The organism is Sarcina ventriculi, assembly GCF_900456775.1.
Classification (GTDB): Bacteria; Bacillota; Clostridia; order Clostridiales; family Clostridiaceae; genus Sarcina; species Sarcina ventriculi.
In genome coordinates this window covers 767,909-787,492 of record NZ_UAUL01000001.1, presented here as the reverse complement: position 1 = coordinate 787,492, position 19,584 = coordinate 767,909, and the positions used below count along the sequence as shown (strand labels likewise).

At 27.2% G+C, this 19,584-nt stretch carries 17 protein-coding genes; 12 read left to right on the top strand and 5 right to left on the bottom strand.

Annotated elements, in window-relative coordinates:
* Nucleotides 1-5: 5 nt before the first annotated feature.
* The 8 genes from DR020_RS03425 to uvrB all read left to right on the top strand — a co-directional run bounded on the left by DR020_RS03425 (nt 6) and on the right by uvrB (nt 9,127).
* The gene (locus DR020_RS03425) at nt 6-362 is read left to right on the top strand and encodes a type II toxin-antitoxin system PemK/MazF family toxin (protein WP_112365266.1); all 357 of its coding nucleotides are present in this window, start codon (nt 6-8) and stop codon (nt 360-362) included.
* A gap of 317 nt (nt 363-679) precedes the next feature.
* Nucleotides 680-1,501 (top strand): transketolase, encoded by an 822-nt coding sequence (locus tag DR020_RS03420; RefSeq protein WP_112365265.1) that lies wholly within the window; start codon nt 680-682, stop codon nt 1,499-1,501.
* Nucleotides 1,501-2,442 (top strand): transketolase family protein, encoded by a 942-nt coding sequence (locus DR020_RS03415; RefSeq protein ID WP_112365264.1) that lies wholly within the window; start codon nt 1,501-1,503, stop codon nt 2,440-2,442. Before DR020_RS03420 ends, DR020_RS03415 begins: the two co-directional genes overlap by 1 nt.
* 186 nt (nt 2,443-2,628) lie before the next feature.
* Nucleotides 2,629-3,315 (top strand): cell division ATP-binding protein FtsE, encoded by a 687-nt coding sequence (gene ftsE / locus DR020_RS03410; protein WP_112365263.1) that lies wholly within the window; start codon nt 2,629-2,631, stop codon nt 3,313-3,315.
* Nucleotides 3,305-4,246 carry a permease-like cell division protein FtsX gene (gene ftsX / locus DR020_RS03405; RefSeq protein WP_112365262.1) on the top strand — a complete coding sequence of 314 codons (942 nt, stop codon included), beginning with the start codon at nt 3,305-3,307 and terminating at the stop codon, nt 4,244-4,246. The genes ftsE and ftsX overlap by 11 nt, the downstream gene beginning before the upstream one ends.
* A 247-nt stretch (nt 4,247-4,493) precedes the next feature.
* Nucleotides 4,494-5,663 (top strand): S41 family peptidase, encoded by a 1,170-nt coding sequence (locus DR020_RS03400; RefSeq protein WP_112365303.1) that lies wholly within the window; start codon nt 4,494-4,496, stop codon nt 5,661-5,663.
* Between the two features lie 23 nt (nt 5,664-5,686).
* On the top strand, nt 5,687-6,937 hold the full coding sequence (locus DR020_RS03395; RefSeq protein ID WP_112365261.1) for a PDZ domain-containing protein: 1,251 nt from the start codon (nt 5,687-5,689) through the stop codon (nt 6,935-6,937).
* A gap of 225 nt (nt 6,938-7,162) precedes the next feature.
* Nucleotides 7,163-9,127 carry an excinuclease ABC subunit UvrB gene (uvrB, locus tag DR020_RS03390; protein WP_112365260.1) on the top strand — a complete coding sequence of 655 codons (1,965 nt, stop codon included), beginning with the start codon at nt 7,163-7,165 and terminating at the stop codon, nt 9,125-9,127.
* Nucleotides 9,128-9,182: 55 nt separating this feature from the next.
* On the opposite strand, the gene DR020_RS03385 is transcribed toward uvrB, so the two are convergent.
* Together DR020_RS03385 and DR020_RS03380 are read right to left on the bottom strand one after the other, a co-directional pair.
* Nucleotides 9,183-9,755 (bottom strand): hypothetical protein, encoded by a 573-nt coding sequence (locus DR020_RS03385; RefSeq protein WP_235804588.1) that lies wholly within the window; start codon nt 9,753-9,755, stop codon nt 9,183-9,185.
* A 144-nt stretch (nt 9,756-9,899) separates the two neighbouring features.
* Nucleotides 9,900-10,415 carry a transcription repressor NadR gene (locus DR020_RS03380; protein WP_058992254.1) on the bottom strand — a complete coding sequence of 172 codons (516 nt, stop codon included), beginning with the start codon at nt 10,413-10,415 and terminating at the stop codon, nt 9,900-9,902.
* Between the two features lie 218 nt (nt 10,416-10,633).
* Here DR020_RS03380 and uvrA point away from each other — a divergent pair, with 218 nt between their 5' ends.
* On the top strand, nt 10,634-13,462 hold the full coding sequence (gene uvrA / locus DR020_RS03375; RefSeq protein WP_112365259.1) for an excinuclease ABC subunit UvrA: 2,829 nt from the start codon (nt 10,634-10,636) through the stop codon (nt 13,460-13,462).
* Between the two features lie 119 nt (nt 13,463-13,581).
* On the opposite strand, the gene DR020_RS03370 is transcribed toward uvrA, so the two are convergent.
* Complete coding sequence (locus tag DR020_RS03370; protein WP_055259895.1) at nt 13,582-14,397, bottom strand: ZIP family metal transporter; 816 nt, start codon at nt 14,395-14,397, stop codon at nt 13,582-13,584.
* Between the two features lie 172 nt (nt 14,398-14,569).
* Between DR020_RS03370 and DR020_RS03365 the strand changes: the two genes are divergently transcribed.
* Nucleotides 14,570-16,117: a PAS domain-containing sensor histidine kinase gene (locus DR020_RS03365; protein WP_112365258.1), complete on the top strand. Its 1,548-nt coding sequence runs from the start codon at nt 14,570-14,572 to the stop codon at nt 16,115-16,117.
* A gap of 53 nt (nt 16,118-16,170) precedes the next feature.
* Here DR020_RS03365 and DR020_RS03360 read toward each other — a convergent pair whose 3' ends face one another.
* Nucleotides 16,171-16,350, bottom strand: coding sequence for a hypothetical protein (locus DR020_RS03360; RefSeq protein ID WP_055259891.1), 180 nt, complete (start codon nt 16,348-16,350; stop codon nt 16,171-16,173).
* A 128-nt stretch (nt 16,351-16,478) separates the two neighbouring features.
* Complete coding sequence (locus DR020_RS03355) at nt 16,479-17,414, bottom strand: DUF368 domain-containing protein (protein WP_058992264.1); 936 nt, start codon at nt 17,412-17,414, stop codon at nt 16,479-16,481.
* A 251-nt stretch (nt 17,415-17,665) separates the two neighbouring features.
* Between DR020_RS03355 and DR020_RS03350 the strand changes: the two genes are divergently transcribed.
* Complete coding sequence (locus tag DR020_RS03350) at nt 17,666-18,403, top strand: hypothetical protein (protein WP_055259888.1); 738 nt, start codon at nt 17,666-17,668, stop codon at nt 18,401-18,403.
* Nucleotides 18,404-19,083: 680 nt separating this feature from the next.
* Nucleotides 19,084-19,575 (top strand): FHA domain-containing protein, encoded by a 492-nt coding sequence (locus DR020_RS03345; protein ID WP_112365257.1) that lies wholly within the window; start codon nt 19,084-19,086, stop codon nt 19,573-19,575.
* Nucleotides 19,576-19,584 lie beyond the last annotated feature (9 nt).

Sequence of the window (19,584 nt, the reverse complement as noted above, 5' to 3'; positions counted from 1 at the left end):
AAAAAATGACTAAGTTGAATGTAAAAAGAGGGGACATATTTTATGCCGATTTAAGCCCAGTTGTAGGCTCGGAGCAAGGCGGAATAAGACCTGTAATAGTAATACAAAATGATATAGGAAATAAGTATAGCCCTACTGTTATAGTAGCTGCTATTACTTCACAAATAAATAAAGCTAAATTACCAACACATGTTGAGATTTCATCAGAAGAATATGGACTAAATAGAGATTCTGTTGTTTTGTTAGAACAAGTTAGAACTTTAGATAAAAGAAGATTAAAAGAAAAAATAGGACATATGACTGACGAAGACATGAAAAAGGTTAATAAAGCAATGATGATAAGCTTATCATTAAATCGGTAAAAAAAGTGGACAAGTGAGCTGTTTAATTTTATTAAACAGCTTTTTTTATATTTTTTAATGATTTAATGTGTCAAATATTTAATAAATATGCTATACTATTTAATGGATTTATGATATATATTATACCTTATTGGAGTAATAGTGTAGAAATATGAGTTTTACCGTAATAAATTAATTTAAATACAATATATAAATAAAAGTTAAGTTGAATAATTAGAATAAATATTTATAATATTAATCATATAATCAAAAACTAAAATTAAGAAGTAATTTGAAAGACGAAAATAAAAGTTTTTAATAAATTGTAGGAGGAGCACATGAATAGCATAGAAAATTTAAAAGAAATATCAAGAGTAATAAGAAAAGATATTGTAGAAATGTTGACAGAATCAGCATCAGGACATCCAGGAGGATCATTATCAATAGCAGATATAATAGCAACATTATATTTTAAGGAAATGAATATAGATGTTAAAAATCCAAAGGATGAAAATAGGGATAGATTTGTTTTATCAAAAGGGCATGCAGCACCAGCTCTATACAGTGCTTTAGCAAGAAAGGGATTTTTTGATGCTAAAGAATTAAAAACTTTAAGAAAAATAGGTTCAAAGCTTCAAGGACATCCAAACATGAATGATTTACCAGGGATAGATATGTCAACAGGTTCATTAGGTCAAGGAATATCAGCAGCAGTTGGAATGGCATTAGCAGGAAAGCTTGATAATAAATCTTATAGAACATTTGCAGTTTTAGGGGATGGAGAGCTTGAAGAAGGACAAGTGTGGGAAGCAGCAATGGCAGCAGCTCATTATAAATTAGATAATTTAACAATATTCGTAGATTCAAATGGATTACAAATAGATGGAGATGTTACAAATGTAATGAATCCAAGACCAATAGATAAAAAATTTGAGGCTTTTGGATGGAATGTTCTTATAATAGATGGACATAGTCATAAAGAAATAATAGAAGCTATAGAAAAAGGAAGAAATACTAAGAATATGCCAACTTGTATAATTGCAAATACTATAAAAGGAAAAGGTGTTTCATTTATGGAAAATGAAGCAGCATGGCATGGAACTGCTCCAAGTAAAGAACAATGTGCAAAGGCACTTAAAGAGTTAGGAGGACAAGAGTAATGGCAAATAAAATAGCAACAAGAGAAGCTTACGGAAAAACTTTAGCAAAATTAGCTGAAGAAGTTGAAAATATAGTAGTATTAGACGCAGATCTTTCAAAGTCTACAAAAACAGCGGATTTTAAAAAGGTAGCAGAGGATAGATTTTTCAATATGGGAATTGCAGAAGGAAATATGATGGGAGTTGCAGCAGGACTTTCAACTTGTGGAAAGATTCCTTTTGTTAGTACTTTTGCTATGTTTGCAGCAGGAAGAGCTTTTGAACAAATAAGAAACTCTATATGTTATCCTAATTTAAACGTAAAGGTATGTGCAACTCATGCAGGACTTACAGTAGGAGAAGATGGTGCATCTCATCAAGCTATTGAAGATTTATCTTTAATGAGAAGTATACCAAACATGACAGTTATATGTCCATCAGATGCAATTGAAACTGAAGCTGCAATAAGAGCTGTTGCAAAATATAATGGGCCTTGTTATGTAAGACTTGGAAGAGCGGCAGTAAATGTTATAAATGATAGAGCTGGATATAGTTTTGAAATTGGAAAAGGTGTTGAACTTGCAGGTGGTAATGATGTAACAATAGTTGCAATAGGAATAATGGTAGATGTTGCTTTAGAGGCTAAAGAAATGTTAGCTAAAGAAGGTATAAATGCTAGAGTTATAAACATACACACTTTAAAACCTATAGACAAAGAAATTATACTAAAAGCTGCTAGAGAAACTGGTGCAATAGTTACAGTTGAGGAGCACAGTATAATAGGAGGATTAGGTTCTGCAGTATCTGAGGTTGTGTGTGAAGAAAGACCTGTTCCAGTTATAAGAATTGGTGTTAATGATAAGTTTGGTGAAAGTGGTAAACCAGATGAACTTCTAAGAGCTTATGGTTTAACTTCTGAAAATGTTGTTTCTGCTTGTAAAAGAGCTGTTAGTTTAAAATAGAATATATTAAATAATGGAATAGTTAAAAGCTTTATTGGTAGTAAGACTGCTAATAAAGCTTTTTTATTTAAGTGGAATTTAGATACTTTCTATGGTATAATGTAATATATTTTTTAAAAATATATTAAAATTTCAACAATTACATAAATATTCAATTGTTGAGAAAAATAACTAAGGAGTGTCTATATGATTGAATTTAAGAATGTTAGTAAGGTGTATGATAACAATGTAAAAGCATTATCTAACGTTAATATTAAAATTGACGCTGGTGATTTTGTTTTTTTAGTTGGTCCAAGCGGTGCTGGAAAATCAACCTTTGTTAAGATGTTACTAAAAGAAATTGAACCATCAGAAGGACAGATAATAGTAGACGGAATAGAATTATCAAAGATAAAAAGAAAAAAAGTTCCTTTCCATAGACGAAAAATAGGTATGGTATTTCAGGATTTTAGACTTATACCATCACTTAATGTTTATGAAAATGTAGCTTTTGCAATGAGAGTACTAGAAGCATCACCGAGTGAAATAAAAAAACAAGTACCTATAGCATTATCTCTTGTGGGTTTATCTAATAAACAAAAGATGTTTCCAAATCAGTTATCAGGTGGAGAACAACAAAGGGTTTCTATTGCAAGAGCAATTGTAAATAAGCCACTTGTTTTAATAGCAGATGAACCAACTGGAAATTTAGATCCAGAAACAGCAAAGGAAATTATGGCTTTAATTGAAGATATAAATAGAAGTGGAACAACTGTTGTAATGGCAACTCATGCAAAAGAAATAGTTGATGATATGCAAAAGAGAGTAATAGCAATTGAGAAGGGACAAGTTGTTAGAGATGAGGAAAAAGGGGGATACGAGTATGAGAATTAGTACGTTTAAACATTTCATATCCGATGCCTTCAAGAGTTTAAATAGGAATAAGACAATAAGCATAGCTTCCGTGGCAACAGTTTTAACTACCTTACTTGTTTTTGGAGCTTTTATGCTTACAGCTTTAAATGTTAATATGGAACTTAATACTGTTCAGTCTAAAGTTGAAGTAAAAGTTTTTTTAAATGATAACATAGATGCAACACAACAGCAGAACATAGAAAATATGCTTAAAAATATTGAAGGCGTTACAGGAGTAATTTATGTAAGTAAAAATGAAGCTTTAGCACAGTTTAAGAAACAAATAGAGGGAAATGAAAAGATTTTAGCTGGTTATACTGATGAGAATAATCCTCTTCCAGCATCGTTTACTGTTAAATTAAGTGATCCTAATGTTGCTGATGCAGTAGTTAAAGCTATGAGCGTTACAGAGGATAATACGAATGCAGAAAGTTTAGCAACTGGTGAAACACAATATTTAGCTGGTGTTGAGAGTGTTGGAAATGATCAAAATTTAATAAATACTATAGACTCAGTATCTAGAACTGTAAGATGGGTTGGTATAGCATTATTCATAGTTCTTATTGGAATATCTTTATTTTTGATAATGAATACAATAAAAATAACTGTATTTTCAAGAAGAAGAGAAATTGGAATTATGAAATTTGTTGGTGCAACAGATTGGTTTATTAGATGGCCATTTATAATAGAAGGAATGGTTATAGGATTAGCTGGTGGAGTATTTGCTACAATAATTTTATATTTTGCATATAAAGCGGTATATGAATTATTAGTTCAAAATATTGTTTTAATGACATTCTTAAGCCCAAGTTATGTTTTGACTACAATGTCATGGGAATTTATAGTTTCTGGTATGTTAATAGGTATTTTTGGAAGTATAATTGCTTTGAGAAAATTTTTACATGTTTAAAATATAAAAATATTAGTTACTTATATAATTAGTATATTATTTACTAAAATGGTTATATTAATAAATGTAAAATAAACTGATTCATATGATTAAAATATTTGTATAAATGATTAATTTAGATAGCATTTATCTACTTATATTAAGCTTAAAATACATAATTTTTACAATGTATTTTAAGCTTTTTTTTTGAAAGGGTGAAATTGTGATTAGAAAAAATAAAAAGAATATAAAAAATATAGGTTTAGTTATGGGATTAACAGCTACTGTAAGTGGCTCTATATATATTGGAAATGTTTTAACTTCTAAAGGAATACTTCCAAGTTATGCAGGTTATGCCTCAATATCTGATGTGACTGAATTTGAAAAACTTTTTGAAATAAGAGAAACTCTTTATAAGTGGTATGATGGGGAAATAGATGATAGTATCTTAGCAGAAGGTGCAATAAAGGGAATGGTATCTTCATTGGAAGATCCATATACTTATTTTATGAATGAAAGTGAATATGCTACTTTTAAGGAGCAAAGTGAAGGGAATTATATGGGAATAGGGGTTCAAGTAGGTGTTAAAGATAATAAAATAACTGTAATAGCTCCAATTGATAATTCTCCAGCACAAAAATCTGGAATTATGTCTGGGGATATTATAACAAGTGTTAATGGAGTTGAGGTTAATGGAGAAAGTTTAGAAACAGCATTATCAATGATAAAAGGAACTGAAAAAAAAATGTTAACTATAGGTATTTATAGAGAAAATAAGGGTGATTTTGACGTTCAGGTTCAAAGGGATGTTATAGAGACAATAAGTGTTACAGATGATATTTTACAAGATAATATAGGGTATATAAGTATATCATCTTTTGATTCTGGGGTTTCAGAAAAATTTATTGAAAGTCTAACTAAACTTAAAGAATCCAATATTAAGGGATTAATTTTAGATTTAAGAGGAAATCCAGGTGGTCTTATGAAAGAATGTGTAACTGTTGCATCTCAATTTATTGAAAAGGGAAAGGTTATTGTTTCAACAGTTGATAAAAATGGAAAAGTAGAAGAAAATATTTCAACAGGTGGAATTGCGCAAGGTATGCCATTAGTTGTTTTAATTAATGGTGGAACTGCATCAGCTTCTGAAGTTGTGTCAGGTGCTATACGTGATTATAATCTTGGAACTTTAGTTGGAGAAACATCTTTTGGAAAAGGTGTTGTTCAAGTTGTTTTAGATGATAAATCAGATAATACAGCTCTTAAAGTTACAATTTCTAAATATTATACTCCAAATGGGGAAAATATACACTCAATAGGTATTAAGCCACATGTGGAAGTAGAGTATTTAAAAGATTCAACAGAGACACAATATAGTAAAGATAGTGATACACAACTTATAAAAGCCATAGACGTTATGAAAGAAAAACTTAATTAAAGTAAGCTTAAGGAGGTGCTATTTTGAATGTAGTGCTAGCAACTATAAAAGCTATATCTTATGTTTGGGTAAATCCAGTCTTGCTTTTGTTACTTTTAGTAATTTCTGTAGTATTTTATATAAAAAATAAGAAAATAAATTTTATACAAACAATGGTATTAGGGGAGAAAATAAATTCTCCTCTAGAATTAACAATTTCTCAAATAGTCATAGGAATAATTGCAGGAAGTATAGCTAGTTTAATTTTAACTACTTTTGGTGTAAGTTTCGAAGAAAATTCAGGTATTGCAATGCTGTTTTTAATATCAATAGTAGTAATAATTTATAAACCTAAAATTTTTAGTTTTCCATATGTAGCTACTGTTTTAAGTTTGATAAGTTTAATTTGTTCAAGGTTTAATGTTGGACGAGTTATTAAAATGCAGTTAAATATACCTAATATTATAATATTAATTAGTATTATTTCTATAGTTCAAGGAATACTTATAATGATTGATGGAAGAAAAGGTTATATTCCTGTTTTTACTAATAAAAATGATAAAATTTTGGGAGGATTTATTTTTAAAAGATGTTGGAGTTTACCTGTAGCATTTTTCATTATATTTAATTCTATAAATGATTTTACATTGCAAAATATTGATTTTTCTAATATATATTCTTCGATAATAGGAAGGGATTTAATTCCCATAACCACCATGACAGCATTAGCTATTTTACCATTTTATGCTGTTATAGGATATGAGGCTGTTACCTTTACTAAAAATAAGGTGCAAAAAACTTTAATTTCTGGAGGTATAATGGTTGTATATGGTGGAATATTATTTTTAATATCTTTCTTTAGTAGATATAATGTAATGTTTGAAGTATTGTCTGTAATACTAATGTCGATTATTTATATAATTATAAAATACATAGAAAAGCATATTGAAAAAAATTCTAAACCACTTTTTGTTTCAGATGAGGAAGGAATATGTATTTTAGATGTTGTCCCAAAATCTAGAGCTTTTAGAGAAGGCGTAAGAAGTGGAGATAAAATAATAGAGTTAAATGGGCTGAAACCTTTTAGTGAGAAAGAAATACTTAAATCTATAAGGGATAACTATATAAATACTACATTGAAGATTAAAAATATAAAGGGTGAGGTTAAAGAATACATTATAAGTAGTAAGAGTAAGTCTATGAGGTTTGGAGTGATTTTAGTTCCTGTAAACATAAGAAAAAAATATAATATAGATAAATTATTGCAATTATCAGAACTTAAAAAAAATGTTTAAATATACATTTAATTAATTGTATTGAAGAAAGATGATTATTTTAAATTATTTAATCTTTAATACGATTTTTTATTTTTCAGTTTCATAATTAGTGTTAGTATAAAATAAAGGGTTTTTTAGAATAAGTTTAATTTTAAAAATTATAGGAGTAATAATATAAGTTAAAATAAAAGCAAGGAAAGGATGTGGATTGTTTAGTAGAAAAAGGCTACTAAAGATTAAAATATGGGTGAATTTAAAATAAGTTCAAAATTTAAACCAAATGGTGATCAACCTCAAGCAATTGAAAGTTTAGTAAATTCAATAAATAGAATGGATTGGGGACAAACTCTTTTGGGTGTTACAGGGTCTGGAAAAACATTTACTATGGCTAATATAATAGAGAAAGAAAAAAGACCAACTCTTATACTAGCTCATAATAAAACTTTAGCAGCTCAGCTATGCTCAGAATTTAAAGAACTTTTTCCTAATAATATAGTTGAATATTTTGTATCATATTATGATTATTATCAACCAGAGGCGTATGTTCCTCATACTGATACTTTTATAGAAAAAGATGCGTCAATAAATGATGAAATAGATAAACTTCGTCACTCAGCAACATCGGCTCTTTTAGAGAGACGAGATGTTATAATTGTGGCATCTGTTTCTTGTATTTATGGTCTTGGTAATCCAGAAGAATATAAAAAACTTACTATTTCTTTAAGACCTGGAATGGTTAAAGATAGAGATGAAGTTGTTAAAAGACTTATAGAACTTCAATATGAAAGAAATGATATTGATTTTTCAAGAGGAACTTTTAGAGTTAGAGGAGATAATCTAGACATAATTCCATCATATTCATCATCTAAAGGAATAAGGGTAGAATTTTTTGGAGATGAGATAGACAGAATAAGAGAATTTGATGTTTTAACAGGAAAAATTATAGGGAATAGAAATCATGTTAGTATAACACCGACATCTCACTTTGCTACAACTCAAGAAACGCAAGAAAAAGCTATAAAAGTTATAGAAGAAGAGCTTGAAAAAAGGCTTCAAGAATTAAATGAACAGGATAGAATTTTAGAGGCTCAAAGACTTAAGCAAAGAACAAATTTCGATATAGAAATGATAAGAGAAATGGGGTATTGTCAGGGTATAGAAAATTATTCAAGAATTTTAGATAATAGAGCTCCAGGGACTCCACCACAAACTTTAATAGACTTTTTTCCAAAGGATTTTTTAATGTTTATTGATGAAAGTCATGTAACTATTCCACAGGTGAAAGCCATGTATGCAGGAGATAGGTCTAGAAAAGAAAGTTTGGTTGAATATGGATTTAGGCTTCCTTGTGCATTTGATAATAGACCTTTAAAATTTGAAGAATTTGAAAAGAAAATAAATCAAGTTGTTTTTGTAAGTGCAACTCCAGGAAAATATGAACTGGAACATTCTAAAAACATTGCAGAGCAAATAATAAGACCAACAGGGCTTTTAGATCCTGAAATAATAATAAAACCAACAAATGGACAAATTGATGATTTATATGGGGAAATTAATGAAACTATTAAAAAAGGTTTTAGAATTTTGATAACTACATTAACTAAGAAAATGGCTGAGGATTTAACAAAATATTTAAAGGAATTAAATATAAAGGCTGTCTATATGCACTCAGATGTAGATACCATAGAAAGAATGAAAATAATAAAGGATTTAAGGCTTGGCAAGTATGATGTTTTGGTTGGAATAAATCTTTTAAGAGAAGGATTAGATATTCCAGAAGTTGCATTAGTAGCGATTTTAGATGCTGATAAGGAAGGATTTTTAAGGTCTGAAATATCATTGATACAAACAATAGGTAGAGCTGCTAGGAATGCGGAGAGTAAAGTTATAATGTATGCGGATACAATAACTAATTCTATGGATAGAGCAATAAAGGAAACTGAAAGAAGACGTGAGATTCAGACAAATTATAATAAAGAGCATAATATAGTGCCTAAAACAATAAAAAAGGAAGTAAGAAAAGTTATAGAAGCTGTTGAATTAGAAGAGGTTAAGGCAAGCAAATTTAATAAAAAGGAAAAAGTTTTAGATAAGAATAAACTTATTAAAGAATATGAAAAAGAAATGAAGGAAGCGGCTAAAAATCTTCAATTTGAAAGAGCTGCAGAACTTAGGGACATTATAAAGGAACTTAAAAAAGATGTATAGCAATAAAGAATAGGCTAATTTAATATAGCTTATTCTTTTAATTTTTATGTTTTATCTAATACGCTATTAAAGCATTTGAAATAGATTTAGAATAGTTACAAACTAGTCCTTCATAAATTATCTCTTTATTATTAATATCTAATAAATCTTTAGGGCTTATTAATGCAGGAGGTTTATTACTTTTGTAAATAGAACTTTTTATAAGAAGTTCTGAAACAAATTGTGAGCAAAAATAATAATAGTCTTTTTCACGAGGTTTGTCCCAATAAGCAGTAAAAACTCCTAAAAAGTTATATCGATATTTTTTTTGTTCTTCCATGAATATATTCAATTCTTTTTTTAATGTTTTAAGTTGAGTTTCAGAAACTTTAACTTTATATATCATGCATTCGCTATAAGGAAATTTAGTGAAAATTCCACCATTTATATTTTCTTTAATTAATCCAGCTATAAAAGGATTGTCAGGATTAATTCTACCGAAGGAATACATAACATTTAAACTAGAATCAAAACTAAGAGATACATGGGCATATTTGTGGCTAAGTCCAAAATTTATAACTCTTGAAAATAACGTGCCTGTTCTTGAAAATACTAAGTAAATATATTTTTTTGAACTAATAACTACCACCCCTTTTGGTTATAACTTAATAATTATAATTTTATACAATTATTACAAAAATATCAATAAATATCTTATTAACATTAATTTTTATCTTAAAATAGATAAAGGTATTGGTAGTTATTGTTGGTTATAGATAATTTATTAATTGTTTTATAGTAAGTATCCTTTTTTTCTAAGTGAATTTAGGATATTATTATAAATTTCTTCGTTTTCGCATTTTATAGTGTGAAGATGTATCCCTTGTGTGAGTTTGGATAACATAGGAGAATCTTTAGATTTTAATTTTTCTATAAAATCTAAAATATGACGTCTAGAAGATAAATGTAAATCTCCTGTTAATTGTCCGTAAACTGGATGCTCTATTATTACGTTTATAACAGTTGCACCTTCGTCTATTATTATATTTAATTCATCTTGCATATCTTCTTTAGTATGTCTGCAGGCTATGGTTTTTAATAAAAATTTATCATTTTCTTTATTGTTATTTATAATGTAGCCTCTAGCTGTTGAAATTATATTAGAGCCAGAAGCTCTTAAAAGTGCAACATCTCCAACTATAAGTTGGCGACTTACATTTAATTCTTTTGCTATATAAGAACCACTAAGTGGTTTTTTTGATTCTTTTATCATTAATAAAATTTTTTTACGTCTTTCGTTAGCATTCATATTTTTCTCCTTAAAATTTTAATAATAATTATTTAAATTAATTATACTATATATAAAAATATTATTTTAATTCATTTTGAATTTGACATGATAAGTTAACAAGCATAAAATAATTAGTAATCGAACTTATGTTTGCATATTGAATTTAATATAATTTAAAAGAATTTTAATATAAATTAGTTAAAAACAAACTTTTTGATATAGATAAGGAGTAACAAATGAAAGATGTAATTGTTGTAAAAGGAGCTAAAGTTAATAATTTAAAAAATATAGATTTAAAAATACCTAGGGATAAATTAGTAGTATTTACTGGACTTTCGGGATCAGGTAAGTCTTCTTTAGCTTTTGATACTATTTATGCAGAAGGGCAAAGAAGATATGTAGAATCTTTATCATCTTATGCGAGACAGTTTTTAGGTCAAATGGATAAGCCAAATGTTGAGAGTATTGAAGGGCTATCACCGGCTATATCAATAGACCAAAAGACAACATCAAAAAATCCACGTTCTACTGTCGGAACTGTAACTGAAATTTATGATTATTTAAGACTTTTATATGCTAGGGTTGGAATTCCTCATTGTCCTAAGTGTGGAAAAGAAATATCAAAACAATCTGTAGACCAAATAGTAGATTCTGTTATGTCTTTATCACATAGAGAAAAAATTCAAATTTTAAGTCCAATAATAAGGGGCAGAAAAGGAACTCACGAAAAAGTATTAGAGAATATAAAAAGGCAAGGATATGTTAGGGCTAGAGTTGATGGGAGCATTTATGATTTAACAGAAGAAGATGTGAAACTTGAAAAAAATAAGAAACATAATATAGAAGCTGTTATAGATAGATTAATAGTTAAAGATGGGATAGAAACTAGATTAGCTGATTCAATTGAAATGGCTTTAAAGTTAGCTGATGGATTGGTTATTATAAATTTAATTGATAAAGAAGAGGATAAGTTGTTTAGTGAAAATTTCGCTTGTCCTGATTGTGGTATAAGTATAGATGAGTTAGAACCAAGGTTATTTTCATTTAATTCACCTTTTGGAAAATGTGATTATTGTGATGGACTTGGGACTTTATTAGAAATAGATGAAAACTTAGTTGTTCCAAATAAAGATTTATCAATAAGAGAAGGAGCTATATCCACTTGGGGAGATGCTAGGCTTAAAAAAGATTCTTGGACTTATGCAGTTTTAACCGCATTAATGAATAAATATAATTTTAGCTTAGATACAAAGTATAAAGATTTATCCAAGGAAGTTCAACATGTTCTTATGTATGGATTAAATGGAGATAAAATTGCTGTAACTTACATAAAAGATGGAGTAGAATCTGTTTATAATCATTCCTTTGAAGGTGAAATAAATAGTTTAAAGAGAAGATATATGGAAACAAATTCTGATCTTATAAAGACAGAAGTAGAAAGATATATGAGTGATAATCCATGTCCTAAATGTAAAGGAGCTAGACTAAAATCAGAGGCGTTAGCAGTAACTATTGGTGGCAAAAATATAACTGAATTTACTAAGATGTCTATTGGAGAAGAACTTGATTTTATAAATTCTTTAGAGTTTTCAGAGAAAGATACAATAATAAGTGGTCAGATAATAAAAGAAATAAAAGAGAGATTAGGTTTCTTAATAAATGTTGGATTAGATTATTTAGATTTAGCTAGAAATGCGGGAACATTATCAGGTGGTGAGGCACAAAGAATAAGGCTTGCAACTCAAATTGGTTCTCAACTTATGGGTGTTTTATATATTTTAGATGAACCATCAATAGGGCTTCATCAGAGAGATAATGATAGACTTATAGCAACCTTGAAAAAATTAAGAGATGTAGGAAACACTTTAATTGTTGTTGAGCATGATGAGGATACTATAAGAGAGGCTGATTATATAGTAGATATTGGTCCTGGTGCTGGAGAACATGGTGGGGAAGTTACTTTTGCAGGAACATATGATGAAATTTTAAAAGATAAAAATTCATTAACAGGAAGATATTTAACTGGACAAGAAAAAATAGAAGTTCCGAAGGAAAGAAGAAAAGGAAATGGAAACTTTATTACTATAAAAGGTGCAAGAGAAAATAATTTAAAAAATGTTAATGTCAAAGTGCCTTTGGGGACTTTAACAATGATAACAGGAGTATCTGGTTCTGGAAAAAGTACATTAACAAATGAAATTTTGTATAAAGGTCTTAATAAAATAATAAATAAATCTAAATATATCCCAGGAAATCACAAAGAGATTTTAGGATATGAGAATATAGACAAAATAATAGATATTGACCAAAGTCCAATAGGTAGAACTCCAAGAAGTAATCCGGCTACTTATACAGGAACATTTGATATAATAAGAGAATTATTTTCTCAAACTCAAGAAGCTAAAATGAGAGGATATAAGCCAGGAAGATTTTCTTTTAATGTTAAAGGAGGAAGATGTGAGGCGTGTAGTGGTGATGGAATAATAAAAATAGAAATGCAATTTTTATCTGATGTTTATGTGCCATGTGAGGTTTGTAAGGGAAAAAGATACAACAGAGAAACATTAGAAGTCAAATATAAAGGTAAAAATATTGATGATATTTTGAATATGACAGTAGAAGATGCTTTAGAATTTTTTGAAAATATACCAAGAATAAAAAATAAACTTCAAACTCTTTATGATGTGGGTCTTGGGTATATAAGGCTTGGACAACCATCTACTCAGCTTTCAGGAGGAGAAGCTCAAAGAATAAAACTTGCGTATGAACTTTCAAAGAGAAGTACAGGTAAGACTATGTATATTTTAGATGAGCCAACAACAGGTCTTCATATTCATGATGTAAGAAGACTTATAAAAATTCTTCAAAGATTAGTTGATGGAGGGAATACGGTTGTTGTAATTGAACATAATTTAGATATGATAAAATGTGCTGATTATTTAATTGATTTAGGACCTGAAGGTGGAGATAAAGGCGGAAAGATAGTTGGCTGTGGAACGCCTGAGGAAATATGTAAGATTAAAAATTCATATACAGGAAAATATTTAAGTAAATATTTAGAATAAATTATGCATTAAAATAAAGCAGTATATCATAAAAATTTATGATATACTGCTTTAATTAATAAGTGTATCTTAAGTTTAATGAGTTTTTGTAAACTTATTATAATAATTAAATTTTATATTTATCCAAGAGCTACATCTAAAATCATCATGACAATAAATCCTAAAATTAATCCAATAGTAGTTAAGGTTTTGTTTTCTATGCATGATTCAGGTAAAAGTTCTGAACCTACAACAGAAATCATAGCGCCTGCTGAAAATGCTAAAAGTATTGGTAAAACTGATCTTGCAGTTAAAGCGGCTAAAGCACCAAAAACTCCTGCAATTGGTTCAACTAATCCTGAGAGTTGTCCATAAAAGAAACTTCTTTTAACAGATAAACCTTCTTTTCTAAGAGGGAGTGAAACAGCAGCGCCTTCAGGGAAATTTTGAAGTCCTATTCCAAATGCTAGAGTTATGGCTGCTACTATGCTAGTTCCAGGGATTCCTGCTGCAACACCACCAAATGCAACCCCAACAGCTAAACCTTCAGGTATATTGTGAAGTGTAACTGCTATAACTAAAAGAATGCTTTTTTTATACTTACTTTCGCTAGATATTTTATTGCTATCATATCCTAGTATTTTTCCATAAGAAAACTTGTCCATAAATTTATCAGCAAAGATTATAAAAATTCCTCCAAGAAGAAATCCTATGGATGGAATAATAAATTTATTGACTGAAAGTTCTTGGCACAGTTCAATAGAGGGCATAAGCAAAGACCAAAAACTCGCAGCAATCATAACACCTGCGCTAAAACCTAACATGGAATTTAAAAATTTTTTATTTACCTTTTTAAAGAAAAACACTAATGATGCTCCTAATGCTGTAATTGCCCATGTAAAAATAGTTGCAAGAAGTCCTTGAAGTACTGGATTGAGTTCTAAAAAAGAATTCATTATATCCTCCAAAATGTAGAGTTGTTAATTTATATTATTACCAATATGTATAAGATGATAAAAAAATATATAGTTAGAAATTATTTCGTGATATAATATTCCAAAAAAATAAAAATGTGTTAAAATATAAGTATTAAAATTAACTAAAGAGATGCAATAGAGGGTTAGAATTATGGATAATATGGATAAAGTATATTTGGATATGATTAACAAAAGTCCTATCCCTTGTGTATTAGGGAGATTAGTACGTAAATGTGGTCAAATTCTAGATTTAGAAATAGAGTATTTAAATATAAAAATGATAGAATTGATTAGTTTAAAAGATAATAGCTTTTTAAAAACTTTTGGATTAAGTAGTTTTGAATCAGTAGAAAAGGCTATATTAAAGTTAGAACATGATATAGAATGTAGCTTAGATTTATATATACCCAGTATAGATAAATATTATAATATAAGTATTAATAAATTAGAAAATAATAAAATTTGTATTTGGTTTACTAGCGAATTAAGCCTTTTATGTAGATGTGAAAAAAAATGTCGTAAACAGGAAAAGCTTATAGAAATAATAAATAAAAAAATTCCAGATAAAATATCATATAAAGATGCTAAAGGTGTAATTACTTATTGCAATGAAGCATTTGCAAAAGCTTATAATTCCAAAATAGAAAATATAATAGGTAAAAAAGAAAATGAAATAGAAACAGATATGGATATGAATCCTTGTGAATGTATGAATCAAGATGAAGAAGTAATGTTATGTAAAAAAGAAAAAGCATACTATAATAAAATTGTAGATAAAAAAGGAAAGGTTAAATATCTAGAAACAATAAAGATACCTTTTACTGATAAAAATGATAATATTGATGGATTATTATGCTTAACTAGGGATATAACAACTAGAAAAAAATTGGATTTGGAATTTGAAAGATTGAGGACTGAATTTTTTGCTAATTTATCGTATGAATTTATGACACCTTTAAATGTTATATTTAGTGCACTTCAAATGATAAATCAAACTATTGGAAAGTGTTATAAATGTGAAAATAGAAAGTATCATGGTTATATTCAAGATATAGATAAAAATGCTTTAAGATTATTAAGATTAGTAAATAATTTGATAGATTGTACAAAGTTAGATACTGGAACTTTAGATTTTAATCCTCAGACTTATGATATAGTAAGATTTATTGAGGATATTTTCGATTCAACTGTTGAATTTGGTAAGAAAAATAATATAAATATGATTTTTGATACTGAAATGGAAGAAAAAATAATATCTTTTGATTTAAATAAGATTGAAAAGGTCATGTTAAATATTATATCAAATGCTATCAAATTTAATAATGAAAATGGTGAGATTAATGTTTTTATAAAAGAGTCTAATGATTTTATAAAGATTATAGTTAAAAATACAGGAATCGGTATAGAGGAGCATAAGTTAGAAAGAATATTTGAAAAATTTGGACAAGTAAATCATAGATTAACTAAAATAAGTGAAGGAAGTGGTATCGGTTTATCATTATCAAAATCATTGATTGAACTTCATGGTGGTAGCATAGAAGTTGAAAGTGAAGTAAATAAATGGACTGAGTTTACTATAAAATTACCTAATATAATTTATGAAGATGCTATGTTAATAAATGAATACACAGATTTACAAAATTATATTAAGGGCACAAGAGTAGAGTTTTCAGATATATATCTAAAACAAAATATATAAAGGCATTAAAAGAGATAATATCTCTTTTAATGCCTTTATTTTAATGTATGATTTTAGTCTCTATATTGATTTAAGCAATCACAAGCTGTTTTAATAGAATGTAAAGCATTTTCTATTTTTTCTTTATTTTGAGTTTTTTCTGCTTTATTACATGCTTGTTGTAAACATGATTCAGCTGATGTTAGAGTAGTTTTTACTTCGTTAATATAATCTTGAGCTTTTTTTTCTTGCATTTTAGTTTCTCCTTTTATTTTAAGATTATAGGTTAAGAATTTAAAAATCTTTAACTTACATTCTTATTATGGATATAAACATTTTAAAATATTACAAGAAATAAAAGTAAAACGATAAAATTATTTCATTAATTAACCTTAGATGTCTCACATTTTATTTTTGTTTTTTTCATAGAATTTTTTTTAAATGCGGTTTTAGTTTTTTGAAGAAGTAATATAATTGCACCACCTATTAAAAAGAAAATAATACTAAATGTATTAAAAGTCATTGCAGGTTTAGGAATTTCTAATGTTGTAGGTCCCATAAATACTGCATAAATAGAACCTAACATAAGCCCTAATATGAAATAAATTAATTGAGATCTTTTAGTAATTAATAATTTTTTTATTAATTTTATAATGGATAAAATTCCGATAATAACTCCTATTGCAAAAACAAAAACTATTGGAAAATAAGAAAAATTAAAGTGTAAAATTTCTTTTATAGAAGATATTATAGGAACATATAATCCAAAAATAAGTAACAATGTTGAACCTGAAATCCCAGGTAAAATCATAGCGGATATAGCGATGATTCCACATATTAGTACATAAATGTATAGTATTAAATTAGGATTAGCAAAGGATATAGAATTAGTTGCATCAGAAGATACTGGATTGAAGTAAGTTATTAAAACAACTAATGCTAATCCTAAAACAGTCCAAAGAATATTTTTATATTTACCTATTATTGATTTTCTTTCTTCAATAATTATTAATGGTAATGAAAATATTATAAAGCCAACAAATAATGAACTGATTTTGTATATTTGGCTTTCAAAGATTGCAGATATAAATATAACAGATAATATAAAACCAAATACCCAACCTAATCCTATTTTAATTAGAAAGGATAAAGCTCTCTTTCTTTCTTTTTTGCTTCTATTTTTTGAAGTAATAGTATCTAGTGATGAAATAAATTCATCATAAAAACCGAGTATAAATGCGATAGTACCACCAGATACACCAGGGACACTATCTGCCATTGCCATAAAAATACCTCTAATAAAATTAAGTATTATCATATATACACTCCTTTTTACTATATTAACATATATTATAATAAACTGTTTTTTATGAAATGTCATTAAAATATGGTTAATTTTTCTTTAGGATAATAAAATGTTTCAATGTAATAATGTGTATAAATTTAAATAAATAAGCTCAACATAATTAGGTACAAATGTGAGTAAAGTCTATGGTTTAATTTACAAAAACAATATATTACGAAAGAGAGGTGAAACGTCATAAAGATATATTTTTATGACGAAAATGCATGAAAAAGGGAAAAATACTGTCACTAACAGCTCTTATGACAATTGCATTAAATGCTCCCGTTTTTGCAACTAATTATACGGTAAATGCTACACCTAATATACAAACAAGAGAAACTTTAGAAATTGAAAATGGTGAGGAACAAAAGGGCGGAAATACACAAAATAATAAACCAGAAACAAAAATAGAAAATCCAAGTAAAAAGTCTACTGATGGTAAAGAATCAAATGAAAAAAATAAGCCAATAGAAAATAAATCTAATGAAAATAAAAAACCAATAGAAAATAAAGAACCTAATAAATCTAATGAAAATAATAAAGCGACAAATGATAAAGGATTAAAAGAGGATAAAAATCAAACAGAAAATAAAGATTTAGATAAGAATAAGAAAGACGAAAAACCAATAGAAAATAAGAGTTCAGATTCAACAAAAGAAGATAAAAAATCAATAGAAAATAAGAATTCTGATAAAATAAATGAAAATAAAAATTCAACAGAAAATAAGGAACAAAGTAAAAAGCCACTAGAAGAAAATAAAGATTCAAATAAAGTAAATCAAGATAAAAAGCCAAATGTAGAAAACAATAAAAAAGAAGATAAAAAAGAAAATAAAAAGGAAGATAAAAAAGAAGAAAAGAAAGAAGATAAAAAAGCTCAAGATGGAAATAAACAAAAGAAAAAAGGTTGGTCTTTATTTAAAAAGAATAAGGATAAAAAAGAAGAAAATATGAATAAATAATACAATTTTAAATTTCTTTAAGTATCATAAATATCATAACGTATTTATGATACTTTTATTTTAGTAATTTAAATTATTTTGAATTTTAATAAATTAGTTTAATAAGAAACTTTAAAAGATAAAATGAAATGATAATTGCAAAATATAAATGAAATCTTATGCATTATGACATTATTTCGTAAAGAATTAGAGGTATAATTTTCATGATTGACCTTTATAACATTAATTATAATTGTTTTTTATATTTATAATAGTTTTTATATGATGGATTAATATAAATTTAATCTACATTATATAAAATAAAATTAATGTTAAATGGTAATAGCTTTATTAATATTTTTAATTTAAGTTGGGAGGTAATGTATTTACAAACATTATACAATATAAATAATTTGGAATATTTTAATAATAATTCTTTTATTTTATAATAATAAATATATTTATTATTATAATAAATGGCATTTATACAAACTGCAAAAATATTTTAAGCAATTTATTAAATGAATATAAATTATTACTATAATTTAATTGTTTAAATATGAAAACAGGTAAATTTTAATATGAATTTGATATGAAAATAATTTATTTTATTGTATAATGATTACTATGTGCATGGTGTATACGTGCATAATGGAGCGACAGACTAAAATAAACTATAAAACTAATGTAGAGGTGAAATGATGGATTTTGATCAATTAGCTGGTTTATTTTTTGGAGTAATTTTCATAATAGTTTTATACTCTATAATTCTTTATGCATTAAGAATCATGTATAAAGATATCAAGGGGGGTAAAAGAAAAACTACGAATACTATTCAAAAAAATACTACTCAAAAGACCAATGATAGTACTAAAAAAGCAAGTGGTTCAAATATAAGGGGACTAGAAGTTTTAACTTCTATGGATGAGGCTAAATTAAAAGTTGGTTCAGTTATTCCTATGGCTACTGCAATTACTTTAGGTAGAAAAGAAAATAATACTGTAGTTCTTAATGACAGATTTGTCTCCTCATATCATGCAAAAATATACTTAAAGAATAGAGAATATTATTTAGAGGATTTACAAAGTACTAATGGAACTTATGTAAATGAAAATAAAATTGAAGGTAATATTAGATTAAATGTCAATGATATCATAAGATTTGGAAGTACAGCCTTTAAGGTTATAGGATAATAGAGGTGA